This window comes from Agromyces sp. C10, assembly GCF_023217995.1.
Lineage (GTDB): Bacteria > Actinomycetota > Actinomycetes > Actinomycetales > Microbacteriaceae > Agromyces > Agromyces indicus.
In genome coordinates, this window is sequence record NZ_JALPSX010000006.1 from 12,923 (window position 1) to 39,366 (window position 26,444).

Below are 26,444 nucleotides of genomic sequence, written 5' to 3' on the forward strand. Positions count from 1 at the left end.
GGGCCCCTCGCCCGTCGGCGCCGACGCAGCACTCCCCCGTCAAGCTACCCCTGCCGACACCGCGGGTGAAAGGGCTTCGGCGGAAAAGGCGGAAGCCCTTCCCCGCTTGTCCGGCGCGCGGGTAGGGTGGGCGCAGATCCGCCCCTGGGCGCGGCCCATCGGGGCACGGCGAAAGGATGGAAGGTCAACGTGGACAATCTCGGTGTGTTGTTCCTCGCCGAACTGGTCGGCACGGCCATGCTCGTGCTCCTCGGTTGCGGTGTGGTCGCCAACGTCGCCCTGGCGAAGACGAAGGGCTTCGGCGGCGGCTTTCTGCTGGTGAACTTCGGCTGGGGCTTCGCGGTCTTCGCTGGTGTGATCGTCGCGTTCGCCTCGGGCGCGCACATCAACCCGGCGGTGACGCTCGGCCTCGTCGCGAACGGCGTGACGGAGTTCGGCAACGCTGCGGTCGGCACCACGGTCGAGGTCGGGCCGATCAGCGTGCTCACCTACATCGCCGGCCAGCTCGTCGGCGCGATCCTCGGCGCCGTGTTCTGCTGGGTCGCCTACAAGCAGCACTTCGACGACGAGCCGGAGCCCGCCGCCAAGCTCGGCGTGTTCTCGACCGGTCCGGCGATCCGCTCGTACGGCTGGAACCTCGTCACGGAGATCATCGGCACGTTCGTGCTCGTGTTCGTCGTGATCGGGTTCGGCCGCAACGGCGACGCCTCGGGCCTCGCGGCCCTCGGCGCCCTGCCCGTCGCACTGCTGGTCGTCGGCATCGGCGCCTCGCTCGGTGGTCCGACCGGGTACGCGATCAACCCGGCTCGCGACCTCGGCCCGCGCATCGCCCACGCGATCCTGCCGATCAGGGGCAAGGGCGGTTCGGACTGGGCCTACTCGTGGGTGCCGATCGTCGGCCCCATCATCGGCGGCGTCCTGGCCGGCTGGGCGGCGATCCCGCTGCTTCCGATCGAGTTCTGAGTTCGTCGAGGGGCCGGTCGGCGACCGGCCCCTCGGCGCTTCCCCGTCCGCCGAACCGGCGCGACATCCGCTTCGCCGAACGACTCCGCAACGGTACAGAGAGGTACGAATCCGACATGGCCGACTACATCCTGGCGATCGACCAGGGCACCACCAGCTCGCGCGCGATCATCTTCGACAAGAAGGGTTCGATCGTGGCCACGGGCCAGCTCGAGCACGAGCAGATCTTCCCCAAGGCCGGCTGGGTCGAGCACGACCCGATGGAGATCTGGCGGAACACCCGCGAGGTCATCGGGCAGGCGCTCGGCAAGGCCGACCTGACCCGCCACGACATCGCCGCGGTGGGCATCACCAACCAGCGCGAGACCGCCGTGGTCTGGGATCGCACCACCGGCGAGCCCGTCTACAACGCGATCGTCTGGCAGGACACGCGCACCCAGCCCATCGTCGACCGCCTCGCCGCGGACGGCGGCGTCGAGCGCTTCAAGCAGGACGTCGGGCTCCCGCTCGCGACGTACTTCTCGGGCACGAAGATCGTGTGGATCCTCGAGAACGTCGAGGGCGCGCGCGAGAAGGCCGAGGCCGGCGACCTCCTCTTCGGCACGACCGACTGCTGGGTCCTCTGGAACCTCACCGGTGGCACCGACGGCGGCGTGCACGCGACGGATGTCACCAACGCGAGCCGCACGATGTTCATGGACCTCGAGACCCTGCAGTGGCGCGATGACATCCTCGACGTGTTCGGCGTGCCGCGCTCGATGATGCCGGAGATCCGCTCCTCCTCCGAGGTGTACGGCACCGTCGAGTCGTCGAGCCTGCTCCGGGAGGTTCCCGTGGCCGGCATCCTCGGCGACCAGCAGGCGGCGACGTTCGGCCAGGCCGCGTTCGACAAGGGCGAGTCGAAGAACACCTACGGCACGGGGAACTTCCTCATCTTCAACACCGACACCGAGATCGTCCACTCGAAGAACGGGCTCCTCACCACGCTCGGGTACAAGCTGGGCGACCAGCCGGCGCACTACGCGCTGGAGGGCGCGATCGCCGTGACGGGTTCGCTGGTGCAGTGGCTGCGCGACAACCTCGGCATCATCTCGAGCGCTCCGGAGGTCGAGGAGCTCGCGAAGTCGGTGGAGGACAACGGCGGGGCGTACTTCGTGCCCGCGTTCTCCGGGCTGTTCGCGCCGTACTGGCGTCCGGACGCACGCGGTGCCCTCGTGGGCCTCACGCGCTACGTCAATAAGGGCCACATCGCCCGGGCGGCACTCGAGGCGACGGCGTTCCAGACCCGCGAGGTCATCGACGCGATCAACGCCGACTCGGGGGTCGACCTCACGGATCTCAAGGTCGACGGCGGCATGATCGCCAACGACACCCTGATGCAGTTCCAGGCGGACATCCTCGGTGTGCCTGTCGTTCGCCCGGTCGTCGCGGAGACCACGGCGCTCGGCGCCGCCTACGCGGCGGGGCTCGCGGTCGGGTTCTGGTCGGACCTCGACGAACTCCGCGCCAACTGGCAGGAGGACCGACGCTGGGAGCCGAAGATGGACTCCGAGGAACGCGAACGCCAGCTCCGGCTGTGGAAGAAGGCCGTCACGAAGACCTTCGACTGGGTCGACGACGACGTGAACTGATCGTCCGGGGTCGACGACGGGGTCCCGCTTCGGCGGGGCCCCGTCGTGCGTCGTCGCGCGACTCAGGCCCGGGTCGCGGCGATCCAGTCCTCGAGCTTCCGCGCGGCCGCACCGCTGTCGATGGCGCCCTCGGCGACGGCCATCTTCTCGTGGAAGCGCTCCAGGATGGTCCGCTGCACCTGCGTGGGATCGTTCGCCAGCTCGTACGAGACGAGGCCGGCGGCCGCGTTGAGCACGACGATGTCGCGCACCGGCCCGCGCGCTCCGCCGAACACCTCGTGGACCACCGCCGCGTTGTGCTGGGCGTCGCCGCCCTTCAGCTGCTCGATCTCGGTTCGGGGGATGCCGAGGTCGCGCGGATCGAGGTCGTGCTCCTTGACCGTTCCGCGGGAGACCTCCCAGATGTGGCTGTGCCCGGTCGTGGTCAGTTCGTCCAGCCCGTCGTCGCCGCGGAACACCAGCGCGGTCGCGCCGCGCGTCTGGAACACGCCGACGATGAGCGGAACCCGGTCGAGCTGGGCCACGCCCACGGCGGATGCCTCGGGCCGGGCGGGGTTGCAGAGCGGGCCGAGGAAGTTGAAGACCGTCGGGATGCCGAGCTGCGATCGGACGGGGCCGGCGTGACGGAAGCCCGGGTGGAAGGCCGCGGCGAACGCGAACGTGATGCCGGCCCGATCGAGCACCTCGGCGACGCGCTGGGCGGAGAGCGACAGGTCGATACCGAGGGCGCCGAGGACGTCGGAGGATCCCGACGCGGAGCTCGCGGCCTTGTTGCCGTGCTTGATGACCGGCACGCCGGCGGCGGCGCACACGATCGAGGCCATGGTCGAGACGTTGACGGTGCCGAACCGGTCGCCGCCCGTGCCGACGATGTCGAGGGCCATGGAGTCGGCCGGCAGCTGGACCGCGTGCTCGAGGATCGCGTCGCGGAAGCCGACGATCTCGTCGACCGTCTCGCCCTTGAGGCGGAGCGCGACGAGGAATGCGGCCAGCTGCGCCTCCGTCGCGGCGCCGGTCATGACCTGCTCCATGCACCACGCCGCATCCGACACGCTGAGGTCTTCGCCCTGGAGGAGGGCGTTCAGGACGGCCGGCCAATTCTGCATCGCGGACATGGACCGATCCTATCGACGGGGGATTCAAGGCGGATTCACGGGCCCGAGTCGGGCTCGTCACAGGCCCGGTGGCGCTCCCCCAACCTGAGATTCGACGCCACGTCGAAAATTGCCCCGCCGAATCAGCCATAATGGGAGGGTGACGAGCACCTCATTGACGTATCAGGCGAGCGCGCCCGTGATCAAGCGTCCGAACACCGTTGCGGTCGGCACGATCGTGTGGCTCGGAAGCGAGGTGATGTTCTTCGCGGGGCTGTTCGCGATCTACTTCACCCTTCGTTCGACCTCCCCGGAGCTGTGGGAGTTCGAGGCCGGTCGCCTGAACTTCCCGTTCGCCCTGACGAACACGATCATCCTCGTGGCGTCGTCGTTCACCTGCCAGTTCGGCGTGTTCGCGGCGGAGCGCAGCCAGCCCTATCGCACGGGCTGGAAGCCGACGCAGTGGGGCATGGTCGAGTGGTTCTTCCTCACGTATGCCATGGGCGCGATCTTCGTCGCCGGCCAGGTGTGGGAGTACGCGCAGCTCGTCTCCGAGGGCATCGCCCTCGACTCCAACGCCTACGGCTCGGCGTTCTACCTGACGACCGGCTTCCACGGCCTCCATGTCACGGGTGGCCTGATCGCCTTCCTCTTCGTGATCGGCCGCACCTTCGCCGTGAAGAACTTCGGCCACCGCGAGGCCACCAGCGCGATCGTCGTGTCGTACTACTGGCACTTCGTCGACGTGGTCTGGATCGGCCTGTTCCTCGTCATCTACGTCCTCAGATAGCGCCGAGACCCGGAAGCGCCACCCCGCAATGCCCGCGAACAGGAAGAGATCAATGACCCGCTCGAAGCGACGCACAGGTCGCCGGCATCCGCTCGCCACGGCCGCGCTGCTCGCGCTCGGCCTCGTGTTCACCGGCGGCGCCTACGCCGCCTTCAGCACGACGACGGCGCAGGCCGAGCCCTCCCCCACGTCGCAGGAGACGATCGAGGAGGGCAAGAAGCTCTTCCAGGCCAACTGCGCCACGTGCCACGGCCTCGACGCGCAGGGCACCTCCGAGGGTCCGAGCCTCATCGGCGTCGGCGCGGCCTCGGTCGACTTCCAGGTCGGCACCGGCCGCATGCCCATGCAGATGCAGGGCCCGCAGGCGCAGGTGAAGCCGCCGCAGTTCACCGATGAGCAGGTCAAGCAGCTGGCGTACTACGTGGGCTCGCTCGGACCCGGTCCCGACATCCCCGCCGACAGCCTCGTCAACGGCGGCGGCGACGCCGCCAACGGCGCCGAGCTCTTCCGCATCAACTGCGCGATGTGCCACAACGTCGCGGGTGCCGGCGGTGCGCTGACCGAGGGCAAGTACGCTCCCCCGCTCACGGATGTCTCGGGCGTCCACATCTACGAGGCCATGGTCACGGGCCCGCAGAACATGCCGGTCTTCAACGACCTCAACATCACGCCCGAAGACAAGCGCGACATCATCACCTACCTGCAGTACGTGCAGGACAACCGTTCGCCCGGCGGGTTCGAGCTCGGCTCGCTCGGTCCGGTCGCGGAGGGCCTGTTCATCTGGATCTTCGGTCTCGGCGCCATCGTCGCGATCACCGTGTGGATCACGGCGAAGTCCAACTAGGGCCGACCGAAGAAGCGAAGAAGGAGAACCATGGCACAGGACGACCACAGCGGTTCTGAGATCGCCGCTGCCGACTCGTCGCACGCCGCGAACGTCCCCGCCGTGAAGACGGGCACCGCACTCATCCCCACGGACGCGTTCGAGAACCCCGGCTTCCCGCCGCACCGCCCGCGCGTGACCGACGAGGACCCGGCGAAGGAGAAGCGCGCGCAGCGCACCGTCTACACGCTCTTCTACCTGTCGATCCTCGGCAGCGTCTGGGCGATCGCCGCGTACATGCTCTTCCCGATGGAGGGCAACAACGTCGGCGACGTCCGCCTGAACAACATGTTCGTCGGCCTCGGCGCGACGCTCGCGCTCCTCGGCATCGGCTTCGGCGCCGTCCACTGGGCCAAGTCGCTCATGGCCGACGTCGAGCTCGCCGACGAGCGCCACCCGATCGGCGGCAACCCCGTTGCACGGGAGGGCGCCATTCAGGTGTTCCAGGATGCCGACCGCGAGTCCGGCTTCTCGCGCCGCTCCGTCATCCGCAACAGCCTCATCGGCGCGCTGCTCGTCTTCCCGCTGCCGGCCGTCGTCCTCTTCCGCGGACTCGCGCCGCAGGATGAGAACCCGGTCGAGCTGCTCAGCCACACCATGTGGAAGCAGGGCACCCGCCTCACGCTCGACCCCTCCGGTGTGCCGATCAAGGCGTCCGACGTCACCATCGGCAGCGCGTTCCACGTCATCCCCGAGGGTCTCGCCGAGATGCACCACGGTCGTCTCGAGGAGAAGGCCAAGGCGGCCGTCCTCCTCATGCGCCTGAACCCCGAGGAGCTCAACGAGACCGAGGAGCGCGCCTCGTGGTCCTATGACGGGATCGTCGCGTACTCCAAGATCTGCACCCACGTCGGCTGCCCTGTCGCACTGTACGAGCAGCACACGCACCACCTGCTCTGCCCGTGCCACCAGTCGCAGTTCGACGTGGCGAACCACTGCGAGGTCATCTTCGGACCGGCGGCGCGGCCCCTGCCGCAGCTGCCGATCGCGGTCGACGACGAGGGCTACCTCGTGGCGCAGAGCGACTTCACCGAACCCGTCGGCCCGAGTTTCTGGGAGCGCAATTGAGCACCGCAACCACCCAAGCGCCGCAGCGTCGCTCCGTCACCGGCGCCGCGTCGAACTACATCGACCAGCGCACCAGCCTCTCGACGTTCGTCCACGCGCTCGGCCGCAAGGCGTTCCCCGACCACTGGTCCTTCCTGCTCGGTGAGATCGCACTCTTCAGCTTCGTGGTCATCCTGATCACGGGCACGTTCCTGACGTTCTTCTTCCAGGCCTCCATGGCCGAGGTCGAGTACGAGGGCTCGTACGTGCCGCTGAAGGGCGTCGAGATGTCGGTCGCCATGGCCTCGACGCTCGACATCTCGTTCGACATCCGCGGCGGTCTCTTCGTCCGCCAGATGCACCACTGGGCGGCGCTCCTGTTCGTCGCCGCCATCGGCCTGCACATGCTGCGCGTGTTCTTCACCGGCGCGTTCCGCAAGCCGCGCGAGCTCAACTGGGTGATCGGCTTCGTGATGTTCATCCTCGCCATGGGCGAGGGCTTCACGGGGTACTCGCTTCCGGACGACCTCCTCTCGGGCAACGGCCTCCGGATCATCGACGGCATGATCAAGGGCTTCCCGCTGATCGGCACCTGGACCTCGTTCCTGCTCTTCGGCGGCGAGTTCCCGGGCACGGCGATCGTCGGGCGCCTGTACACGCTCCACATCCTGATCCTGCCGGTGATCCTGCTCGCGCTCATCGCGATCCACCTGCTGTTCGTGGTCGTGCACAAGCACACCCACTACGCCGCGCCGGGTCGCACCCAGCAGAACGCCGTGGGCCCGCCCATCCTCCCCGTGTACGCCGCGAAGGCCGGTGGCTTCTTCTTCATCGTCTTCGGCGTCCTCGCGCTGATCGCATCGCTGTTCACGATCAACCCGATCTGGAACTACGGTCCCTACGACCCGTCGCCGGTCTCCGCCGGCACGCAGCCCGACTGGTACATCGGATTCGCCGACGGCGCGCTCCGCCTCGTGCCGCCCGGCTGGGAGTTCGTGCTGTTCGAGCGCACCTGGTCGCTCAACATCCTCGTGCCGGTGGTCGTGCTCGGGCTGTTCATCCTCACCGTGCTGATCTACCCGTTCATCGAGGCGTGGGTGACCGGCGACAAGCGCGAGCACCACATCGCGGACCGCCCGCGCAACGCGCCCACCCGCACCGCCATCGGCGCGGCCGGCGTGACGTTCTACGCGGTCCTGTGGGCGGCGGCCTCGTCCGACCTCATCGCGACGCACTTCATGCTGACGATGGAGGGCGTGATCCACACGCTGCAGGCCCTGCTCATCCTCGGCCCGATCGTCGCCTACTTCGTCACCAAGCGCGTCTGCATCGCGCTGCAGAAGAAGGACCGCGAGATCGTCCTGCACGGGTACGAGTCCGGTCGCATCGTGAAGCTGCCCGGCGGCGAGTTCATCGAGGTGCACCAGCCGCTCGACGAGTACGAGCGCTGGAGGCTCGTGAGCTACGAGTCGTACCAGCCGCTCATGCTGCGTCCGAACGACCGCGGCAAGATCACCGTCGGTCAGCGCCTTCGCGCGGGCATGTCGCGGTGGTTCTTCGAGGACCGCATCACGCCGGTCACGAAGGGCGAGCTCGAGGCGTCGCACCACACCTCGCACCACTGATCCGCTCCCCCATCGCAATCGGGCACCGGGCCATGTCGATCGATTCGACCTGGCTTCGGTGCCCGAACTGCTTCCAGCCGCTGGAGTCCGTCGACGAACGCGTCCTCGGATGCGATACGGGTCACCGATTCGACCTGACGAAGCACGGGACGGTCACGCTGCTCCCGCCCCGCGCGCCGAGCCTCACCGGAGATTCGCGCGAGATGCTGGAGGCTCGTGCGGAGCTTCTCCAATCCGGCGTGTACGAACCGATCGCCCGCGCGCTTGAGGACGGCGCGGCGGCGAACCTGCACCTCGAGGGCTCGGCACCGCGGATCGTGGATCTCGCGTGCGGCACCGGCTACTACTCGGGACGGCTGTCGGCGCGCTTCGACGGGGCGAACCTGCTGCTCGTCGACCGCTCCCCCACCGCGGTTCGGATGGCGCGACGCGGGAACCCGCACGCGACCGGTGTCGTCCTCGACCTCTGGCGCCCACTGCCCATCCGGGACGCCGTCGCCGATCTGTCGATCAACGTCTTCGCCCCTCGAAACCCCGACGAGTTCGCGCGGATCACGCGTGAGGGCGGGTTGCTCGCGGTGGTGGTGCCGACCGACCGGCACCTGGCGGAGCTCCGCTCCTCCGGCGCCATGCTGGACATTCCGAGCGGCAAGGCCGAGCAGGTCACGACCCAGTTGTCGAGCGCAGGATTCGATCCGGTGACCAGCACGACGCTCGACTACGTCGCGGAGCTGGATGAAGCCCAGTGCGCCGCGCTCGTCGGAATGGGACCGGCGGCACACCACGTCCGACCGAGTGATCAGGCGACCGCGCCCAGCTCGGGAGTCGGTTCCGGTGCGGGGATCACCGCAGTCACGGTGTCGGTGGACGTGCTCCTCTTCCGTCGCCGCTGAGCCTGGCCCATACTGTCCGCATGGACGAGTGCTGCGGGCCCTCGCATCCGGACGGCTACGACGAGGTGTTCGACGGCCGGTTCGCCCAGCGCGTCGCGCGGCGCTACGGCGCGAGGGGGCTGTCGCGCATCGAGCGCCGTCTCGTCGAATTCCTCGAGGACGCCGGAGTCCGCGGGGCCACCGTGCTCGAGATCGGAGGTGGCGTCGGCGAGATGCAACTCGAGTTGCTGGCGCGTGGCGCGACGCGGACGGTGAACGTCGAGCTCTCGAACGGCTACGAGCGCGACGCCGAACGGTTGCTCAGTGAGGCGGGCGTCGCCGATCGGGTGACCCGCTTGGTGGGCCTGGATGTCGCCGTCGACCCCGAGGCGATCGAGCCGGCCGATCTCGTGGTGCTCAACCGGGTCGTGTGCTGTTACCCGGAAGCGGAACGGCTCCTCACGGCGGCCGCGAGCCGGGCGAGACGCGCGCTCGTGTTCAGTCACCCCAGGCGGAATTGGGTGATCCGCTCGCGCGTCGCGATCGAGAACCGGATGCATCGCCGCGCCCAAGTGGACTTCCGATCGTACGTCCACCGGCCGCAGGCGATGCGCGAGGCGGTGCGTCGTGCGGGCTTCGAGATCCGGGACGAGCGGTCCGGGCTGGCATGGTGCACGGTCGGGGCCGTGCGAGCCCTCTGAACGCTGGCTGCAACGCACGACGCCCCGGCCGTATGGGGCCGGGGCGTCGTGACGGTGCGATCAGCGGGCGAAGTTGCCCCGGTAGTACTCGAAGACCCAACCCACCAGGCCGATCAGTGCCAGGGGCACCGCGATGAAGGTGATCCAGAATCCGACCGCGAGGCCGAGGAACGCGAGCGCCGCGCCACCGGCGAGGACGATGGGCCACCAGCTCCACGGGCTGAAGAAGCCCAGCTCGGCGTCGCCGTCGTCGATGTTCGCGTCGAGCCGGTCCTCGGGGAGCTCACCGCCCTGCTCCTTGTGCACGCGCCCCAGGTAGAACGCGATGAAGGCGCTCAGGATGGACGTGAGGGCGAGGGCGATGGTGCCGGCCCACTCCGGGCCCGCGCTGAACGAGTTCGCGATCCGGGAGGCGCCGTCGATCGAGCTCCAGAACGCGTAGACCGCGGTCGCGAGGGCGAAGAAGCCGGTGAGGACCCAGAAGAGGATGACGTTGGTGCGCATCTACTTGACTTCCTTGGTGTCGGCGTCGTACACGGGTGCCTCGGGCGCGTCCTTGGCCGGACCGATGCCCACGGGGATGCCCGCCTCCGGGTGGTTGAGGTCGAACGCGGGGCGCTCGGAGCGGATCCGCGGGATCGACGTGAAGTTGTGCCGGGGCGGGGGGCAGCTCGTCGCCCACTCCAGCGATCCGCCGTAGCCCCACGGGTCGTTGACCGTCACCTTGGGCGCGCGACGGGCCGTCACGTAGACGTTCAGGAAGAACGGGATCATCGAGACCGCGAGGATGAACGCACCGATCGTGGAGAGCTGGTTCATCCAGGTGATGTTGTCCTCGGGCAGGTACGAGTAGTACCGGCGCGGCATGGCAACGACGCCCAGCCAGTGCTGGATGAGGAACGTCGTGTGGAAGCCGATGAACAGCAGCCAGAAGTGCCACTTGCCGAGCGTCTCGTTCAGCATCTTGCCGGTCCACTTGGGCCACCAGAAGTAGAAGCCGGCGAACATGGCGAACACGACCGTGCCGAAGACCACGTAGTGGAAGTGCGCCACCACGAAGTAGGTGTCCGACACGTGGAAGTCGAGCGGCGGCGAGGCGAGGATGACGCCGGTGAGACCACCGAAGACGAACGTGATCAGGAAGCCGAGCGACCAGATCAGCGGCGTCTCGAAGGTGATCGACCCGCGCCACATCGTTCCGATCCAGTTGAAGATCTTCACACCCGTCGGAACGGCGATGAGCATCGTCATGAGGGCGAAGAACGGCAGCAGGACGGAGCCGGTCACGTACATGTGGTGGGCCCAGACGGACACCGACAGCGCTGCGATGGCGATCGTCGCGTAGATCAGCGTCTTGTATCCGAAGATCGGCTTCCGGCTGAACACCGGGAAGATCTCCGAGACGATGCCGAAGAACGGCAGCGCGATGATGTACACCTCGGGGTGTCCGAAGAACCAGAACAGGTGCTGCCACAGGATGACGCCGCCGTTCGCGGGGTCGTAGATGTGCGCACCGAAGATGCGGTCGGCCGACGCGGCCAGGATCGCGGCGGCCAGAACCGGGAACGCCATCAGGACGAGGATCGACGTGACGAGCGTGTTCCAGGTGAAGATCGGCATGCGGAACATCGTCATGCCGGGCGCGCGCATCGTGATGATCGTCGTGATGAAGTTCACGGCACCGAGGATCGTGCCGAAACCGGACATGCCGAGCCCGAGCATCCAGAGGTTGCCGCCGATACCTGGTGAGAAGGTCGTCGATGCGAGCGGTTGATAGGCGAACCAGCCGAAGGATGCCGCGCCCTGCGGCGTGAAGAAGCCCGCGACGGCGATCAGCGAACCGAAGTTGAACAGCCAGTACGCGAAGGCGTTCAGGCGCGGGAACGCGACGTCCGGGGCTCCGATCTGGAGCGGCATCAGCACGTTGGCGAACCCGGCGAACAGCGGCGTCGCGAACATGAGCAGCATGATCGTGCCGTGCATCGTGAACAGCTGGTTGTACTGCTCACGCGTCTGGACGATCTCGAGGCCGGGCTCGAACAGCTGCGCGCGGATGATCAGCGCCATCACGCCGCCGATGAGGAAGTAGATGAACGAGGTGATCAGGTAGAGGTACCCGATGACCTTGTGGTCGGTGGAGGTGATCCACTTGACCATGATGTTGCCCTTGCGCTCGACCTTCGAGGCGCCGAACGGCTGCGACGTCGCCGTGGGGCGAGCCGGTGCTGTGGTGGTGCTCATCGCGGCTTACTCTTCCTCTTTCAGTTCGGGCGCGCCCGTGCCGGGCAGGTTCTGGTTGCGGTCGTACTCGCTCGACAGCTGGCCCTCCTGGCCGGCGTCGCGCAGCGACTCGATGTAGTCCTCGTACTCGGCCTCGGAGACGACCTCGACGTTGAAGAGCATGAGCGAGTGGTACTCACCGCAGAGTTCCGCGCACTTGCCGGCGTACGTGCCCTCGCGCTCCGGGACGAACGACATGTAGTTGGTCTTGCCCGGGAACATGTCCTTCTTGTAGAGGAAGTCCACGACCCAGAACGAGTGGATGACGTCGCGGGCCTCGAGGGCGATCTCGACGTTCGCGCCGACCGGCAGCACCAGGGTCGGCAGCTCCTCCTGCTTGACGGAGCCGGCGGGGCCCTCCTCGTCGAGCTGCGCCTGGATGCCGGCCGAGTAGACGTCCTCGTTCACGTAGTTGAAGTCCCACGCCCACTGCTTCGCGATCGCCTCGATCTTGACGTCGACGTCGTCCTCGGCGAACCGCTCCTCGATCGCCGCCTGGTCACGCGCGGTGAAGGCGAAGAAGCCGAGCACCAGGATGAGCGGCACGACGGTGTAGAACACCTCGATCGGCATGTTGTAGCGCAGCTGCACCGGCAGGCCCGTCTGGCCCTTGCGACGCCGGTAGGCGATCACCGCCCAGATCGTCAGGCCCCAGGTGACCACGCCCACGATGAGCAGCACGATCCACGAGGTGACCCACAGGCCGGAGATGCGCTCGGCGTGGTTGGTCGTGGGCGGCTCGCCCTCGACGAACCCGGGGAGGAATCCGTTCAGCTGTGCCTGCGTGCATCCGGCGAGGACGAGGCTGAGCGTCGCTGCGATCGGAACAGCAGCCCATCGGAGACGGCGATTGTGGCGCACCGGTGACCTTTCGGGAGACTCGAAGGCGCTTCTCAGCGAAGCGCATTGATCGGTCCTAGCCTACTCCGTACCGGCACCCCGGTCGTGCACGCTCGGCGTCCATTCAGCGAGATGTGCGGCGAAAAGGCGGACCACCTGCGGAAAATGCGGAAGGGAGACCCGCCGTGGCGGATCTCCCTTCCGGAAGCGACGTGGGTCTCAGTGGAACGAGTCGCCGCACGCGCAGCTGCCCTGCGCGTTCGGGTTGTCGATCGTGAAGCCCTGCTTCTGGATCGAGTCCTCGAAGTCGATGGTCGAACCGTCGAGGTACGGCACGCTCATCTTGTCGACCACGACCTCGACGCCGGAGAAGTCGACGACGGCATCGCCGTCGAGCATCCGCTCGTCGAAGTAGAGCTGGTAGATGAGGCCGGAGCAGCCGCCGGGCTGGACGGCGACGCGGAGACGGAGGTCGTCGCGCCCCTCCTGCTCGAGGAGGCTGCGCACCTTGGCGGCGGCGGGCTCGCTCAGCTTCACGCCGTGGGCGGCGTCGGTGATCGTGTCGCTCATGTCACTCCTCGGAAGTCTTCGGTGCCTCGATTGTACCCGCGCAGGCTGGGCAGCTCCCCCGCCGGCGTTGCCCGGGTGCGGCATCCGTGATCGTGCGGGCGACGTGCCTCAGGCGGAGGACCGCGCCTGGAGCCGGGCGAGCAGCGCCGCCTCGGTCAGCACCGCCCTCCGGAACACCCCGAGGTGGAGGGACTCGTTCGGGCTGTGCGCGCGCGAGTCGGGGTCCTCGACGCCCGTCACGAGGATCCGCGCGGCGGGGAACTCCTCGACGAGCTCGGAGATGAACGGGATGGAACCGCCCACGCCGATGTCCACGGGCTCCCTCCCCCATGCCTCGGCCATGGCCACGCGCGCCTCGGCGACCGCCCAACCGCTCGTGTCGACGAGGAACGGCTGGCCCGTGTCGACGTCGTCGATCGCCAGGTGGGCGCCGAAGGGGGCGCGCTCGCGCAGGTGCGCCTGCAACCCCGCCAGCGCCTCGCCGGCGTCCTGGCCGGGCGCGATGCGCGCGCTCAGCCGGACGGACACGCTCGGGAGAAGGGTGTTCGACGCGTTCGCGACGGAGGGGGCGTCGATCCCCGTCACCGTGATCGAGGGCTGTGCCCAGATGCGCGAGAGGATGCTGCCGCGGCCGATGGGCTCCACGCCGTCGAGCAGCCCCGTCTCGGCCCGCAGCTGCGCCTCCGGGTAGTCCGGCGTCGCGAGGTCCGCGGACCGCAGCCCTTCGACGGCGACGGCTCCGTCGGCGTCCCACAGGGAGTCCAGCAGGCGCACCGCCGCGAGCATCGCATCCGGCACCGCGCCGCCGAACATGCCCGAGTGCGAGGCGTGGTCGAGCGTCGAGACCGTGAGGCGGAAGGTCACGTTCCCGCGGAGCGCCACGGTGAGCGCCGGGGTGTCGACGTCCCAGTTGTTGGAGTCGGCCACCACGATCGCGTCGGCCTCGAGCAGGTCGCGGTTCTCCCGCAGGAAGGCCGCGAACGAGCGGGAACCGAACTCCTCCTCGCCCTCGATGAAGAGCGCGATGCCGAGGTCGAGGTCCTCGCCGACGACGTCGATGAGCGCACGGATGGCGGCCACGTGCGCCATGACGCCGGCCTTGTCGTCGGCCGCGCCCCGGCCGTACAGCCGGTCGCCGCGGAGCGTCGGCTCGAACGGGGCGGAGTCCCAGTCCTCGTCGCGCCCGGGCGGCTGCACGTCGTGGTGCGCGTACAGCAGGACGGTCGGCCGTCCGTTGCGGGCGGCGCGCCGCGCGACCACGGCAGGCTGGCCGAGTGCGGCCCCGTCGCCCTCGCCGATCGGCGCGCGACGGATGTCGACGACGTCGAAGACGCCGAGGTCGCGCACGAGCTCGGCGACCGCGTCCGCGCTCGCGGCGACGTGCGCGGGATCGAAGGCGGCCCACGAGACCGACGGGATGCGGACGAGACGAGTGAGATCGGCGACGGTGCGCGGGAAGCCTGCCTCCACCGCCTCACGCAGCCGTTCGACGGTCGGATCGGCGGAGTCGCGGGCAGGCTGGACGTCGGGTCGCAGGTCGGTCATGCGGGTAATCTTAAGGCGAACCGAATCGACGAGGACTCCCGTGGCAAAGCACCCCAGTACCGACCTCCCCGCTCCGCAGACCGGCGACGGCGACCACGCCGCACCCAAGGTCGGCAAGGGCGCCCCCACCCCGACCCGCGCCGAGCGCGAGGCCGCTCGGAAGCGTCCGCTCGTGCCGAACGACCGCAAGGAAGCGGCGCGCCAGGCCCGCGCGAAGGCCGCGGAGGCCCGGGAGCGGGCCCGGCTCGGCCTCGCGGCCGGCGACGAGAAGTACCTTCCGGCTCGCGATCGGGGTCCGCAGAAGAAGTACGTGCGCGACTACGTCGATGCGCGATTCAGCATCGGCGAGATCCTCATCCCCGTCATGTTCGTCGTGATCGTGCTCACGTTCGTGCCGAGCTACGAGGTGCAGACGATCGGCATCTTCGCCCTCTGGGCGTTCTTCCTCGTCTCGGTGGTCGACGTCATCATCCTCGGCTTCGTGCTGCAGCGGAAGCTCGCGGCCCGGTTCGGCGCCGACAAGGTCGAGCGGGTCCGCTGGTACGCCGCGATGCGCGCGCTGCAGCTCCGGCCGCTGCGCCTGCCCAAGCCCCAGGTCAAGCGGGGCCAGTACCCGGCCTGAGACTGCCCGGCGCTCCGACGGAGCCTCAGGACCGCGTGAAGACGCCCGCACGGATCAACGGGATCCGCGTCTCGTCGTCGGTCATCGAGCCGTGCTGGCCGACCATCGACTCGCCCCGGCGATCCGCTTCCCGCCGGTCGTAGTACGCGACGCCCGCGCGGGCCGAGATGAGGATGTCGGCGATGCGGTCCCGGTTGGCGGGGTCGACGTCGCCGTAGAGCCCGGCGGCCACCGCCTCGTCGCCGGAGAGCACCCACGCCCGTGCGCCCTCGGCCTCGCGCCATCCGTCGAGGAGTGCGGCCCGGTCGGTCGCCGGGAGGTCGGGCTCGAAGACGAGCCCGAGGCATCGCGGCTCCCCCGCCACGTGGCGGATCCCCTCGAGCAGGTCGGGCCTCGCATCGACGAACACGTGGCGGTGCGCCGGCACGTCGACCATGCCGTGGTCGGCCGTGACGAGCAGCCCGACGCCACGCGGCATCCGCCGTTCGAATGCGGCGACCTCGGCGTCGAGCGACTCGAGCGCGGAGATCCACCGGTCGGACTCCCAGCCGTGCGCATGCGCGATCTGGTCGAGCTCAGAGACGTAGACGTACACGAGCGCCGGCCCCTCCTGCACGACGCGCGCGGCCTCGGCGAAGCGGTCGGCGATCGTCGCGCCGGCCCGGTACTCGGCGCCGCGCAGGACCGCGCGGGTGAAGCCCGAGGTCGCGTAGCGCGTGCCGCCGACGGCGACGGCGCGGATGCCGCGCTCGAGCGCCTGGTCGAACACGGTCGCGTGCCGCTGCCACTCCTCCGGCACCATGCGGTCGTCCCAGCCGCTCAGCTGGTTCACGACGCGGTCGTGGCGGCGGTCCGGCACGCGGTAGCCCATCAGGCCGTGGACGCCGGGCATGAGCCCGGTGGCGAAGCTCGCGATCGCCGCCGCCGTCGTCGACGGGAACACCGTGCGGATCACGTCCCGCCTGGACATGCGGCCGGCCAGCGCGCGGGCGTGGCCGGAACGGGCCGCGAGATTGGCCGCGCCGAGGCCGTCGACGAGCACCACGACGGCCGAGGTCGCGGACGGCAGGCCGAGCGGGTTCGGGCCACCGGCCACGGATGCGAGGGCGGCGCCCAGGACTGCGGTGAGCCGCGGGGCTCCGTCGGCGGGCACCGGTAGCATGGCAGGCATCGCGCCCAGTCTGGCACAGGCCGGGCGCGGTCCCCGTTCCCCCGTGCGCGCATCGCGCCCTGCCCAGAGACGACGAATGACCCCAGGCAAGAACGAGTCCCCCGCCTCCCAGATCGCCGAGCGGATCGACGACGTCGACGTCGCCGAGGAGATGCAGGGCTCGTTCCTCGAGTACGCCTACTCGGTCATCTACTCGCGCGCGCTGCCGGATGCGCGCGACGGCCTGAAGCCGGTGCAGCGCCGCATCCTCTACATGATGAGCGACATGGGCCTCCGGCCCGATCGCGGCCACGTGAAGTCCGCCCGCGTCGTGGGCGAGGTCATGGGCAAGCTGCACCCGCACGGCGATTCGGCGATCTACGACGCGCTCGTCCGGCTCGCGCAGCCCTTCACGCTCCGCGTGCCGCTCGTCGACGGCCACGGCAACTTCGGGTCGCTCGACGACGGCCCGGCCGCCGCCCGCTACACCGAGGCGCGGATGGCGCCGCCCGCCATGTCGATGACCGACGACCTCGACGAGGACGTCGTCGACTTCGTCCCCAACTACGACAACTCGCACCAGCAGCCGGAGGTGCTGCCGGCCGCCATCCCGAACCTGCTCGTGAACGGGGCGAGCGGCATCGCGGTGGGCATGGCCACGAACATGGCGCCGCACAACCTCATCGAGGTCGTCGCGGCCGCGCGCCATCTGCTCGAGCACCCGCAGGCGACGCTCGACGAGCTCATGGAGTACGTGCCGGGCCCGGACTTCCCCTCCGGTGGCACGATCGTCGGCCTCGCGGGCATCCGCGACGCCTACGCGACCGGGCGCGGCTCGTTCAAGACCCGCGCGAAGGTGAGCATCGAGCAGCTCACCGCACGCAAGACCGGCCTCGTCGTCACCGAGCTGCCCTACCTCGTCGGCCCCGAGAAGGTCATCGAGAAGATCAAGGACGGCGTCAACGCCAAGAAGATCACGGGCATCGCGGATGTCACCGACCTCACCGACCGCAACCGCGGCCTGCGCCTCGTGATCGGCGTCAAGACCGGCTTCAACCCGCAGGCGGTGCTCGAGCAGCTCTACCGGCTCACACCGCTCGAGGACGGCTTCAACATCAACAACGTCGCCCTCGTCGACGGCCAGCCGCAGACGCTCGGCCTTCGCGAGCTACTCGAGGTGTACCTGGCGCACCGCATCCGGGTCGTGACCCGGCGCTCGGAGTTCCGCCTCGCGCGGCGACGCGAGCGCCTGCACCTCGTCGAGGGGCTGCTCATCGCGATCCTCGACATCGACGAGGTCATCCAGGTCATCCGCACGAGCGACGACGCGGATGCCGCACGCTCGCGCCTCATCGACGTGTTCGACCTCAGCCGACTGCAGGCCGAGTACATCCTCGAGCTCCGCCTCCGCCGGCTCACGAAGTTCTCGCGCATCGAGCTCGAGGCCGAGCGGGACCAGCTCCTCGCGGAGATCGCCGACCTCGAGGAACTCCTCGGCAGCGACGCGCGCATCCGCGCCCAGGTCGGCGAGGAGCTCAGCCGGGCGGCCGATCTCTACGGCACCCCACGGCGGACCATGCTGACCGAGGCGAAGGTCCAGCCGAAGACGCGCAAGGCGGTCGACCCGGCCGACCTCCAGCACGCCGACGTGCCCTGCCGGGTCATCCTGAGCGCCACCGGACGGATCGCCCGCATCGACGCAGCTGAGGGCACCGACGCCGTGCAGCTCGCACCCCCGGCGCGACGGGCCAAGCACGACGCCGTCCGCTCCGAGCTCGACACCACGAGCCGCACCGAGATCGGGGCGGTGACCTCCAAGGGACGCCTCATCCGGTTCTCGCCGCTCGAACTGCCCGTCCTGCCGGCCAACTCGGTGCACCTGGCGGCCGGCGTCAAGGCCGGCGAGTACCTCGCGCTCACCGATCGCGACGAGCGCGTCGTCGCCGTGGTCTCGCTGGAGTCGCCCAAGCCCATCGTGCTCGGCACCGAGCAGGGCGTCGTCAAGCGCGTCGCGCCCGGCACCTACCCGGCTCGACCGGACTTCGAGATCATCGCCCTGAAGCCGGGCGATCGCGTGATCGGGGCGTCCCAGGGCGGCGACGACGATGAGCTCGTCTTCGTCACCAGCGACGCCCAGCTGCTGCACTTCCCCGCCTCCGCGGTTCGCCCCCAGGGCTGCCCGGCGGGCGGCATGGCCGGCATCAAGCTCGCCTCCGGCGCGCGGGTCATCGACTTCGAGGCGCTCGCTCGCGACGACATCGACGGAGCGGTCGTCGTCACCGTCGCGGCAGCCAGCGACACGCTGCTCGGCGCCGACCCCGGTGCGGCCAAGGTCTCCGACTTCGCCGAGTACCCGGGCAAGGGCCGGGCGACCGGCGGAGTCCGCGCGCACCGGTTCCTCAAGGGCCAGGACGCCCTGTCGGTCGCGTGGGTCGGACCCGGCCCGGCGCACGCCCTCGCCGCGGACGGCACGGTGCGGGCCCTGCCCGAGGGCGGCGCCAAGCGCGACGGCTCGGGCCAGCCGCTCGAGGCGGTCGTGCAGGTCGTCGGGCGCGCCATCCGCTGACCTGGCCGGCCGACGGCGCGATCGGCTCCGATGCGCGCCCGGCCTGGACGTGGCCGAACGCCACGGAGCCGTCTGCTGCCCGCAAGGCCGAGTCAGGCGTCGATGCGGTCCCGCGTCAGCGCGGCGGCGCTGTCGACGATGAACTCCTTGCGCGGCGCCACCTCGTTGCCCATGAGCAGCTCGAAGACGCGACCTGCGTTCTCGGCGTCGGCCACGCCGACCCGCCGGAGCGTGCGGTACTGCCGGTCCATGGTCGTGGTCGCGAGCTGGTCGGCATCCATCTCGCCGAGCCCCTTGTACCGCTGGATCGGGTCCTGGTACTTCCTGCCCTGCTTGCGCAGCGTGGCGAGCACGCCGTTCAGCTCCGCTTCGGAGTACGTGTAGATCACGTCGTTCGGCTTCGAGCCGGGATTCATCACGACGACCCGGTGCAGCGGCGGCACGGCTGCGAACACGCGACCGTCCTCGATCATCGGCCGCATGTAGCGGAAGAAGAGCGTGAGGAGCAGGGTGCGGATGTGCGCGCCGTCGACGTCGGCGTCGCTCATGATGATGACCTTGCCGTACCGCGCCGCCGACAGGTCGAACGTGCGACCGGAGCCGGCGCCGATGACCTGGATGATCGAGGCGCACTCGGCGTTGCTCAGCATGTCGGCGATGCTGGCCTTCTGCACGTTGAGGATCTTGCCGCGGATCGGCAGGAGCGCCTGGTGCTCGCTGTCGCGGGCGAGCTTGGCGGTGCCGAGGGCCGAGTCGCCCTCGACGATGAACAGCTCGCTCTGCGCGACATCCGACGAACGGCAGTCGACGAGCTTCGCGGGCAGCGAGGAGGTCTCGAGGGCGTTCTTGCGCCGCTGGGTCTCCTTGTGGGTGCGTGCCGAGATGCGCGCCTTCATCTCGGAGACGATCTTCTCGAGCACCATCGCCGTCTGCGCCTTGTCGTCGCGCTTGGTCGAGGCGAACCGCTCCCCCAGCGCCTTCTGCACGACGGATGCCACGATCGAGCGGACGGCGGGGGTGCCGAGCACCTCCTTGGTCTGACCCTCGAACTGCGGCTCGGGCAGTCGCACGGTGAGCACCATGGTGAGTCCGGCGAGCACGTCGTCCTTCTCGATCTTGTCGTTGCCGACCTTGAGGCGGCGCGCGTTCTGCTCGACCTGCTGCCGGAGGAACTTCAGGAGCCCCTGCTCGAACCCCGCCTGGTGGGTTCCGCCCTTCGGCGTGGCGATGATGTTGACGAAGCTGCGGGTCACCGTGTCGTAGCCGGTGCCCCAGCGGAGCGCGACGTCGACGTGGCAGTGCCGTTCGACGTCGGTGGGGATCATCGCGCCGTGCTCGTTCAGCACCGGCACGGTCTCGGTGAAGCGGCCGTCGCCCGTGAGGCGCCAGACGTCGGTGACCGGACCGTCGACGGCGAGGTGCTCCACGAACTCGGAGATGCCGCCCTCGAAGCGGAACCGGTGCGTCTCCGGCTCCTCGCCCCGCTCGTCGATGACCGAGATGGCGAGGCCCGGGACGAGGAACGCGGTCTGCCGGGCGCGGTTCAGCAGCTCGTCGAGCTGGAAGGCGGCGCCCTTGGTGAAGATCTGCGGATCGGCCCAGTAGCGGACCCTCGTGCCCGTCACGGCCTTCGCGACACGCCCGACCTTGCGCAGTTCGCTCGATTGCTCGAACGGCGTGAACGGCGACTGCGGCGAGGGCGCGCCGCGATCGGCGAAGACGCCGGGCTCGCCGCGGTGGAACGACATCGCCCACGTCGCGCCGCCCCGATCGACCTCGACGTCGAGTCGCTCGGACAGCGCGTTGACGACCGAGGCGCCGACGCCGTGCAGGCCGCCCGACGCGGAGTAGGAGCCCGAGCCGAACTTGCCGCCCGCGTGCAGCTTGGTGAAGACCACCTCGACGCCCGAGAGCCCGGTCTTCGGCTCGACGTCGACCGGGATGCCGCGCGCGCGGTCGCGCACCTCGACGCTGCCGTCGGCGTGGAGCACCACGTCGATCTCGCTGCCGTGGCCGCCGAGCGCCTCGTCGACCGAGTTGTCGATGATCTCCCAGAGGCAGTGCATGAGGCCCCGGGAGTCGGTCGAGCCGATGTACATGCCCGGTCGCTTGCGGACGGCCTCGAGGCCCTCGAGCACGGAGAGATGGCGGGCGGAATAGTCGGAGCTCACGTCGCACAAGCCTACTGAGGGCCACCCCCGATGCAGGCCAGGCGCTTCGCGGTCAGCGAAATGCGGGTCCGCACGGAAGGTTCGCAGCACCGCGCGTGTTTTCATTGGTGAACGGAATGATCGGATCGTGAGCAATGGAGGAGGCGCCATGACCCAGTACACCGACACCGCCGGTGCGGTCGACGAACTCGACACCCCCCACGAGCTCACGGCGCTCGACCGGTGCGACGCCTGCGGCGCGCAGGCCTACATCCGCGTGGTCGTCTCCAGCGGCGAGCTGCTCTTCTGCGCCCACCACGGCCGCAAGCACGAAGAGAAGCTGTCGCAGATCGCCCACAGCTGGCACGACGAGTCGAGCCGGCTCCTCACCGACACGCGCGACTGAGCGCGCCCCAGACGACACGAACGCCCCGGAGCGATCCGGGGCGTTCGTCGTGTTGCGAGCCGAACGGATGCCGCGGCCGGAACCCCGGTCAGACGGCGGCGTTCACCCCGGCCGCGCGCAGCTGCGCCTGCCGAGCCGTCTCGGCGTAGCCGTCGACCTCCGCGGTGCGCGCTCCGGGAGCGTACTCGAGCCCGGCACGCTCGCACATCCTCCGCAGGATCGCGTCGGCCAGCACGGGGTTCTTCGCCAGGACGGGGCCGTGCAGGTGGGTTCCGATGACGTCGCCCATGCGGACGCCCTCCTGACCCGACCTCCGGCCGTTGCCGGTGCCGGCGCGCACCCGCCCGAGCGGCGACGCCTCGGCGCCCACGTAGTCGCGCGCGTGGTTCTCGAAGCCCACGAGCAGCCCGATGCGCGGCACCTGCACGACGAGGTCGCCGGCGATGCGGTGCTCACGCGGCACGCCGCGACCGGCGACGATGCCGAGGCCCTCGACGGTCGATCCGTCGGCCCGCTCGATCCCCCAGCTCAGCAGCTCCCAGCCGGTCCCGACCGCGAGGATGGGCACGCCTTCGGTACCCCACCGCCGCAGTTCGTCGACGAGCGCGAGCAGCCGCTCGCGCGCGACGTCGAGGGAGGCGTCGCTTCCTGAGCCGAGCACGACCGCGTCGACCCGCTCCGGAAGGTCGGCCGCCTGCTCGACGGCGACGACGCGCGCGTCGAGGCCCGCCCAGCGCGCCCGGGCGGCGAGCACCGCCGCGTTCTCGGCGTCGCCGTTCGTGTTCTGCAGCGAGGGCAGCAGCGAGACGATCGTGAGGGTCATTCCGCTCCCGTGAGTCCGAGGTGGGACCGGGTGCGGCGCATCGAATCGGCCGAGAAGACGATCGTCTTGATGCCGGATGCGGGCGCCGGTGCCGCGAGGAAGTCGTCGAGCGCGCGACCGAGGTCGGGCTCGACCCGGTCGATCTCGACGCCGTCGTAGGCGAGCATCAGCGCCGCCTCCGCGGCCTTCGAGCCGCTCACGATGGACACGCGGCCGAGCGAGGAGGCGTCGGCGGGCCAGAAGTACGAGGGGTCGCGGACGTCGGAGCCGATGGCGAAGAGGACCTGCTCGGTGCCCGGTGCGATGCTGTCGACGTTGAGCTGGTAGCTCGCGGGGTTCTGGACGAGGACGAAGTCGACCTCCTGGCCCCGCACCGTCACGCGCTCGCCCCGGCCGAACACGGCGGGAATCGCGCTCAGCGCGGCCGCCGCGGTCTCGGACGAGAACCGCTCCCCCAGCACCTGCTTCGCCGTGGCGTAGGCGGCCGCGGCATCGACCGCGTAGTGCGTACCGCGGGCCGGCAGGCCGACGGGCACGGATGCCGCACCGTCGGCGAGCACGGTCGAGGCGCCGTCGACGGATGCCACGACGACCCCGTCGGCGGGGTCGAGCCGCGTCGGGCTGGTCTCCGTGTGGCCGAGCCCGCGGGGCGCCGCCGCGAGGACGTCCGCGGAGACGCCGAAGCGGCGCACCGCCACCTCGGGTCGCAGGGCCGCGGCCAGTCGCATCAGGTACGCGTCGTCGGCGTTCGCCACGACGGCCTCGTGGGCGCGGTCGGCGATGCGCGCGAGCATGCCGGCGACCATCTCGGAATCGTGGAATCGATCGATCTGGTCGACCATGACGTTGGTCAGCGTCACGATCCGAGCGTCGACGCCCTGCATGACGAGCGCGCCGTGGCCCTCGTCCATCTCGAGGACCGCGACATCCCCGGGCACGCGGCCGCGCCAGTCGGCCTGCTCGAGGAGCGCCGAGGTGAGGCCCTGGCTGATGTTCGCCGTCGAGGGGTTCGTGAACACGCGCTCGCCGTGGGCACGCAGGATCGCCACGAGCATCTTCGTGGTCGTGGACTTGCCGCTCGACCCCGAAACCACGACGAGCCCCTGCGGGAATCCGGAGAGCGTGGACTTCAGGTAGCCCGGCGCGATGCGGTTGACGATCAGGCCGGGAACCGCCGATCCGCCGCCCGGCTTGCGCAGCCGAGCGGCGAACCTGACGAGCCGGCCGACGAGGATCGCCGGCGCGTACTTCACCGCGGGCCTACTCGAGGTAGTCGCGGAGCGACTGCGAACGCGACGGGTGACGGAGCTTCGCCATCGTCTTCGACTCGATCTGGCGGATGCGCTCACGCGTCACGCCGAACGTGTCGCCGATCTGGTCGAGGGTCTTCGGCATGCCGTCCCCGAGCCCGAACCGCATGCGGATGACGCCGGCCTCGCGCTCGCTCAGGGAGTCGAGGAGCGACTCGAGCTGCTTCTGCAGCATCGTGAAGCCCACCGCGTCGGCCGGCACGACCGCCTCGGTGTCCTCGATCAGGTCGCCGAACTCGCTGTCGCCGTCCTCGCCGAGCGGGGTGTGCAGCGAGATGGGCTCGCGCCCGTACTTCTGCACCTCGATGACCTTCTCGGGAGTCATGTCGAGTTCCTTCGACAGCTCCTCGGGCGTGGGCTCGCGGCCGAGGTCCTGCAGCATCTGCCGCTGGACGCGGGCGAGCTTGTTGATGACCTCGACCATGTGCACCGGGATGCGGATGGTGCGGGCCTGGTCGGCCATCGCACGCGTGATGGCCTGGCGGATCCACCAGGTCGCGTACGTGGAGAACTTGAAGCCCTTGGTGTAGTCGAACTTCTCGACCGCGCGGATGAGACCCAGGTTGCCCTCCTGGATCAGGTCGAGGAACTGCATGCCGCGACCGGTGTAGCGCTTGGCGAGCGACACCACGAGGCGCAGGTTCGCACCGAGCAGGTGGCTCTTGGCGCGCTGGCCGTCGCGGGCGACCCACTGGAGCTCGCGGCCGAGCTGGGACTTCTTCTCGGCGTCGGACATGTGCGACAGCTTCTCTTCGGCGAAGAGGCCCGCCTCGATGCGCATCGCCAGCTCGACCTCTTCGGCCGCGTTCAGGAGCGCGACCTTGCCGATCTGCTTGAGGTAGTCCTTCACCGGGTCGGCGGTCGCGCCGGTGATCGTCGTGGAGTAGACCGGGATCTCGTCCTCGTCGTCGGAGGCCCGCAGGACGAGCGCGCCCGTGGGGTGCGGCTCAGCCGGGATGGGCTTGGCCTCCTCTTCCTCCTCCGCCGGAGCGGGGGCGGCCTCGTCGGCCGGTGCCTCCTCGGTCGCGTCGGCGCTGTCGACGACCTCGGTCGCGTCGACCTCGGTGTCGTCGAGCTCCTCGGGCTCGACCTCCACCTCCTCGTCGTCGACGTCGGCGCCGGCCGCCTTGGCGGACTTGGCCTTGGCGGCCTTCGCGGTGGAGGTGCGCGGGGTCTTCGACGCGGTCGTGGCGCGCTTGCCGCCCTTGGCGGCGGTGGTCTTCTTCGTCGCGGTGGAGCGCTTCGACGTGGAGCCGGCGGCGGTCGTCGCCTCGGCCTCGTCGGTCGCCGCCGTGGTGGCCTTGGTTGCCATGCGTTTGAACCTCTTCCTCACCGTCGCGCGCGGTGCCCGAGCTCGGACACGCGGGAGAACGTCGCGATCCGGCGATTTCGGACACGATGAGGACCCATGTCAAGTCCGCGTCGTCGGCGGCGCGAGCCGCACGGCGGACCAGAACGGGTCCTTCCCCCCATTATACAGGGCGACGTGCGTCGTCCGTCCCGCGACACCGCCGGGATCGGGCGCACTTCACCCATCGTTCTGGTGCAACGCGTGGCGCCTGCGCGGCATTCCCCTCCCGCCGGTCAATTCCGCTCATCGTCGCGATTGCGCCGGAACGCGAGGAACTTCTCCAGCTCGGCCGCGATCTCGTCGGCCGACGGCGGCTCGCCGTCCTCATCGGTCAGCGGCGACCGCAGCGTGGTGCCCTCCATGTAGGCGTCGTGCCGTTCCTCGAGCGCGTGCACGAGCTTGGCGAGCTCGCCGTTCTCCGCGACCTGCTCGTCGATCCGCGCGGTGAACTCGCGACCCTGCTCGCGGAGCGCGTCGGTCGGGAAGATCCGCCCGGTCGATGCGGTGATCGCTTCGAGGGCCGCGACGGCCGAGGTCGGGTACTCGGCATCGGCGAGGTAGTGCGGCACGAGCAGCACGAAGCCGCTGGTGGGGTGGCCGCGCTCCTGGAGACGGAACTCGACCAGGTGCAAGGCGTTCGAGGGCACCTGCGTGGTCGGTCGCCACACCGACATCGATTCGACGAGGTCCGCCCGGTTCCCGCTGACGGTCACGCCGATGGGGCGGGTGTGCGGCACGGGCATGGGGATCGAGTTGATCCAGGTGGTCGAACCGACCTCGAGTCGATCGATGAGGTCGAGCACGGCGCGGCTGAAGCGCTCCCACTGGAAGTCGGGCTCGAAGCCGGTCATGAGGAGGAACGGCTGGCCGAGCTCGTCGCGGGCGAGGTCGAGCGCGAGGCGCGGCGGCCGGTAGTCGGTGAGGTGGTCCTCCTGGAACAGGATGATCGGCCGTCGCGCGCGGTAGTCGAGCAGCTCGTCGGCGTCGAAGGTGGCGACGGTCCTCGTCTCGAGGGTCGAGCGCAGGTACTCGGTCGTCTGCGCGACCGCGCCGCCCGCATCCGCGAATCCGGTCAGGCCCGCCACGAGCGGCAGGCCGGGCGGCACCTCGACGGTCGGGTCGAACTCGTAGAGGGAGCGGGGATCGCGCATGCTCCAAGGCTACTGACGCCGCGCCCGCCCCCGTCCGGATGCGGGACGCGGGCGATGATGCCCACAGCGAACAC

General features: G+C 69.7%; 23 protein-coding genes and 1 pseudogene. 12 read left to right on the forward strand and 12 right to left on the reverse strand.

Annotated features, from left to right (window positions below):
• Window positions 1-237 precede the first annotated feature (237 nt).
• Window positions 238-963 carry an MIP/aquaporin family protein gene (locus M1L56_RS08015; protein WP_067947003.1) on the forward strand — a complete coding sequence of 242 codons (726 nt, stop codon included), beginning with the start codon at window positions 238-240 and terminating at the stop codon, window positions 961-963.
• A gap of 116 nt (window positions 964-1,079) precedes the next feature.
• Window positions 1,080-2,594 carry a glycerol kinase GlpK gene (glpK, locus tag M1L56_RS08020; protein WP_248598831.1) on the forward strand — a complete coding sequence of 505 codons (1,515 nt, stop codon included), beginning with the start codon at window positions 1,080-1,082 and terminating at the stop codon, window positions 2,592-2,594.
• A 62-nt stretch (window positions 2,595-2,656) separates the two neighbouring features.
• On the opposite strand, the gene trpD is transcribed toward glpK, so the two are convergent.
• Window positions 2,657-3,709: an anthranilate phosphoribosyltransferase gene (gene trpD / locus M1L56_RS08025; protein WP_067946946.1), complete on the reverse strand. Its 1,053-nt coding sequence runs from the start codon at window positions 3,707-3,709 to the stop codon at window positions 2,657-2,659.
• A gap of 139 nt (window positions 3,710-3,848) precedes the next feature.
• Between trpD and M1L56_RS08030 the strand changes: the two genes are divergently transcribed.
• From M1L56_RS08030 to M1L56_RS08055, 7 genes and pseudogenes are all read left to right on the forward strand, one after another.
• Window positions 3,849-4,478, forward strand: coding sequence for a heme-copper oxidase subunit III (locus M1L56_RS08030; protein WP_067946948.1), 630 nt, complete (start codon window positions 3,849-3,851; stop codon window positions 4,476-4,478).
• A 52-nt stretch (window positions 4,479-4,530) separates the two neighbouring features.
• A complete protein-coding gene (locus tag M1L56_RS08035; RefSeq protein ID WP_067946950.1) occupies window positions 4,531-5,322 on the forward strand; it encodes a c-type cytochrome in 792 nt (263 codons plus the stop codon).
• A 30-nt stretch (window positions 5,323-5,352) separates the two neighbouring features.
• A complete protein-coding gene (locus M1L56_RS08040) occupies window positions 5,353-6,429 on the forward strand; it encodes a ubiquinol-cytochrome c reductase iron-sulfur subunit (RefSeq protein WP_067946952.1) in 1,077 nt (358 codons plus the stop codon).
• A complete protein-coding gene (locus M1L56_RS08045; protein WP_067946955.1) occupies window positions 6,426-8,033 on the forward strand; it encodes a cytochrome bc complex cytochrome b subunit in 1,608 nt (535 codons plus the stop codon). Before M1L56_RS08040 ends, M1L56_RS08045 begins: the two co-directional genes overlap by 4 nt.
• A 32-nt stretch (window positions 8,034-8,065) precedes the next feature.
• Window positions 8,066-8,188: pseudogene (locus M1L56_RS16215) on the forward strand (putative RNA methyltransferase); the annotation flags it as partial.
• Window positions 8,189-8,272: 84 nt separating this feature from the next.
• Window positions 8,273-8,926 carry a methyltransferase domain-containing protein gene (locus M1L56_RS08050; RefSeq protein ID WP_248598832.1) on the forward strand — a complete coding sequence of 218 codons (654 nt, stop codon included), beginning with the start codon at window positions 8,273-8,275 and terminating at the stop codon, window positions 8,924-8,926.
• A gap of 20 nt (window positions 8,927-8,946) precedes the next feature.
• A complete protein-coding gene (locus M1L56_RS08055) occupies window positions 8,947-9,606 on the forward strand; it encodes a methyltransferase domain-containing protein (RefSeq protein WP_248598833.1) in 660 nt (219 codons plus the stop codon).
• 60 nt (window positions 9,607-9,666) lie between these two features.
• Here the strand turns inward: M1L56_RS08055 and M1L56_RS08060 are convergent, their stop codons facing one another.
• The 5 genes from M1L56_RS08060 to M1L56_RS08080 all read right to left on the reverse strand — a co-directional run bounded on the left by M1L56_RS08060 (window position 9,667) and on the right by M1L56_RS08080 (window position 14,841).
• Entirely contained in the window at window positions 9,667-10,110 is a 444-nt protein-coding gene (locus M1L56_RS08060) for a cytochrome c oxidase subunit 4 (RefSeq protein ID WP_067946961.1), read from the reverse strand.
• Complete coding sequence (gene ctaD / locus M1L56_RS08065) at window positions 10,111-11,847, reverse strand: cytochrome c oxidase subunit I (protein WP_067946963.1); 1,737 nt, start codon at window positions 11,845-11,847, stop codon at window positions 10,111-10,113.
• 6 nt (window positions 11,848-11,853) lie between these two features.
• Window positions 11,854-12,747: a cytochrome c oxidase subunit II gene (gene coxB, locus M1L56_RS08070; RefSeq protein ID WP_067946965.1), complete on the reverse strand. Its 894-nt coding sequence runs from the start codon at window positions 12,745-12,747 to the stop codon at window positions 11,854-11,856.
• A gap of 198 nt (window positions 12,748-12,945) precedes the next feature.
• Window positions 12,946-13,296 carry an iron-sulfur cluster insertion protein ErpA gene (erpA, locus tag M1L56_RS08075; RefSeq protein WP_067946967.1) on the reverse strand — a complete coding sequence of 117 codons (351 nt, stop codon included), beginning with the start codon at window positions 13,294-13,296 and terminating at the stop codon, window positions 12,946-12,948.
• Between the two features lie 108 nt (window positions 13,297-13,404).
• Window positions 13,405-14,841, reverse strand: coding sequence for a dipeptidase (locus M1L56_RS08080; protein ID WP_248598834.1), 1,437 nt, complete (start codon window positions 14,839-14,841; stop codon window positions 13,405-13,407).
• A 40-nt stretch (window positions 14,842-14,881) separates the two neighbouring features.
• Between M1L56_RS08080 and M1L56_RS08085 the strand changes: the two genes are divergently transcribed.
• Entirely contained in the window at window positions 14,882-15,463 is a 582-nt protein-coding gene (locus tag M1L56_RS08085) for a DUF3043 domain-containing protein (protein ID WP_067946970.1), read from the forward strand.
• A 25-nt stretch (window positions 15,464-15,488) separates the two neighbouring features.
• Here M1L56_RS08085 and M1L56_RS08090 read toward each other — a convergent pair whose 3' ends face one another.
• Window positions 15,489-16,634, reverse strand: a complete 1,146-nt coding sequence (locus tag M1L56_RS08090; protein ID WP_248598835.1) for an alkaline phosphatase family protein — start codon at window positions 16,632-16,634, stop codon at window positions 15,489-15,491.
• Window positions 16,635-16,710: 76 nt separating this feature from the next.
• Here M1L56_RS08090 and M1L56_RS08095 point away from each other — a divergent pair, with 76 nt between their 5' ends.
• Window positions 16,711-19,179, forward strand: coding sequence for a DNA topoisomerase (ATP-hydrolyzing) subunit A (locus M1L56_RS08095; protein ID WP_248598836.1), 2,469 nt, complete (start codon window positions 16,711-16,713; stop codon window positions 19,177-19,179).
• A gap of 92 nt (window positions 19,180-19,271) precedes the next feature.
• Here M1L56_RS08095 and M1L56_RS08100 read toward each other — a convergent pair whose 3' ends face one another.
• Window positions 19,272-21,350: a DNA topoisomerase IV subunit B gene (locus M1L56_RS08100; RefSeq protein WP_248598837.1), complete on the reverse strand. Its 2,079-nt coding sequence runs from the start codon at window positions 21,348-21,350 to the stop codon at window positions 19,272-19,274.
• Between the two features lie 148 nt (window positions 21,351-21,498).
• Between M1L56_RS08100 and M1L56_RS08105 the strand changes: the two genes are divergently transcribed.
• Window positions 21,499-21,735 (forward strand): hypothetical protein, encoded by a 237-nt coding sequence (locus M1L56_RS08105; protein ID WP_067946979.1) that lies wholly within the window; start codon window positions 21,499-21,501, stop codon window positions 21,733-21,735.
• An 88-nt stretch (window positions 21,736-21,823) separates the two neighbouring features.
• Here M1L56_RS08105 and M1L56_RS08110 read toward each other — a convergent pair whose 3' ends face one another.
• The 4 genes from M1L56_RS08110 to M1L56_RS08125 form a co-directional block, all read right to left on the reverse strand.
• On the reverse strand, window positions 21,824-22,558 hold the full coding sequence (locus M1L56_RS08110; protein WP_248598838.1) for a type 1 glutamine amidotransferase: 735 nt from the start codon (window positions 22,556-22,558) through the stop codon (window positions 21,824-21,826).
• Window positions 22,555-23,811 carry a Mur ligase family protein gene (locus tag M1L56_RS08115; RefSeq protein ID WP_248598839.1) on the reverse strand — a complete coding sequence of 419 codons (1,257 nt, stop codon included), beginning with the start codon at window positions 23,809-23,811 and terminating at the stop codon, window positions 22,555-22,557. Before M1L56_RS08115 ends, M1L56_RS08110 begins: the two co-directional genes overlap by 4 nt.
• Window positions 23,812-23,818: 7 nt before the next feature.
• Window positions 23,819-25,180: an RNA polymerase sigma factor gene (locus tag M1L56_RS08120; protein WP_248598840.1), complete on the reverse strand. Its 1,362-nt coding sequence runs from the start codon at window positions 25,178-25,180 to the stop codon at window positions 23,819-23,821.
• Between the two features lie 272 nt (window positions 25,181-25,452).
• Complete coding sequence (locus M1L56_RS08125) at window positions 25,453-26,370, reverse strand: proteasome assembly chaperone family protein (RefSeq protein WP_067946987.1); 918 nt, start codon at window positions 26,368-26,370, stop codon at window positions 25,453-25,455.
• Window positions 26,371-26,444: the final 74 nt, after the last annotated feature.

Coding starts and splice junctions, on each gene's coding strand:
- M1L56_RS08015 (WP_067947003.1), top strand. CDS start 238: ATGCTCGTGCTCCTCGGTTGCGGTGTGGTCGCCAACGTCGCCCTGGCG.
- glpK (WP_248598831.1), top strand. CDS start 1,080: ATGGCCGACTACATCCTGGCGATCGACCAGGGCACCACCAGCTCGCGC.
- trpD (WP_067946946.1), bottom strand. CDS start 3,709: ATGTCCGCGATGCAGAATTGGCCGGCCGTCCTGAACGCCCTCCTCCAG.
- M1L56_RS08035 (WP_067946950.1), top strand. CDS start 4,531: ATGACCCGCTCGAAGCGACGCACAGGTCGCCGGCATCCGCTCGCCACG.
- M1L56_RS08040 (WP_067946952.1), top strand. CDS start 5,353: ATGGCACAGGACGACCACAGCGGTTCTGAGATCGCCGCTGCCGACTCG.
- M1L56_RS08055 (WP_248598833.1), top strand. CDS start 8,947: ATGGACGAGTGCTGCGGGCCCTCGCATCCGGACGGCTACGACGAGGTG.
- M1L56_RS08060 (WP_067946961.1), bottom strand. CDS start 10,110: ATGCGCACCAACGTCATCCTCTTCTGGGTCCTCACCGGCTTCTTCGCC.
- ctaD (WP_067946963.1), bottom strand. CDS start 11,847: ATGAGCACCACCACAGCACCGGCTCGCCCCACGGCGACGTCGCAGCCG.
- erpA (WP_067946967.1), bottom strand. CDS start 13,296: ATGAGCGACACGATCACCGACGCCGCCCACGGCGTGAAGCTGAGCGAG.
- M1L56_RS08080 (WP_248598834.1), bottom strand. CDS start 14,841: ATGACCGACCTGCGACCCGACGTCCAGCCTGCCCGCGACTCCGCCGAT.
- M1L56_RS08090 (WP_248598835.1), bottom strand. CDS start 16,634: ATGCCTGCCATGCTACCGGTGCCCGCCGACGGAGCCCCGCGGCTCACC.
- M1L56_RS08095 (WP_248598836.1), top strand. CDS start 16,711: ATGACCCCAGGCAAGAACGAGTCCCCCGCCTCCCAGATCGCCGAGCGG.
- M1L56_RS08105 (WP_067946979.1), top strand. CDS start 21,499: ATGACCCAGTACACCGACACCGCCGGTGCGGTCGACGAACTCGACACC.
- M1L56_RS08110 (WP_248598838.1), bottom strand. CDS start 22,558: ATGACCCTCACGATCGTCTCGCTGCTGCCCTCGCTGCAGAACACGAAC.
- M1L56_RS08120 (WP_248598840.1), bottom strand. CDS start 25,180: ATGGCAACCAAGGCCACCACGGCGGCGACCGACGAGGCCGAGGCGACG.
- M1L56_RS08125 (WP_067946987.1), bottom strand. CDS start 26,370: ATGCGCGATCCCCGCTCCCTCTACGAGTTCGACCCGACCGTCGAGGTG.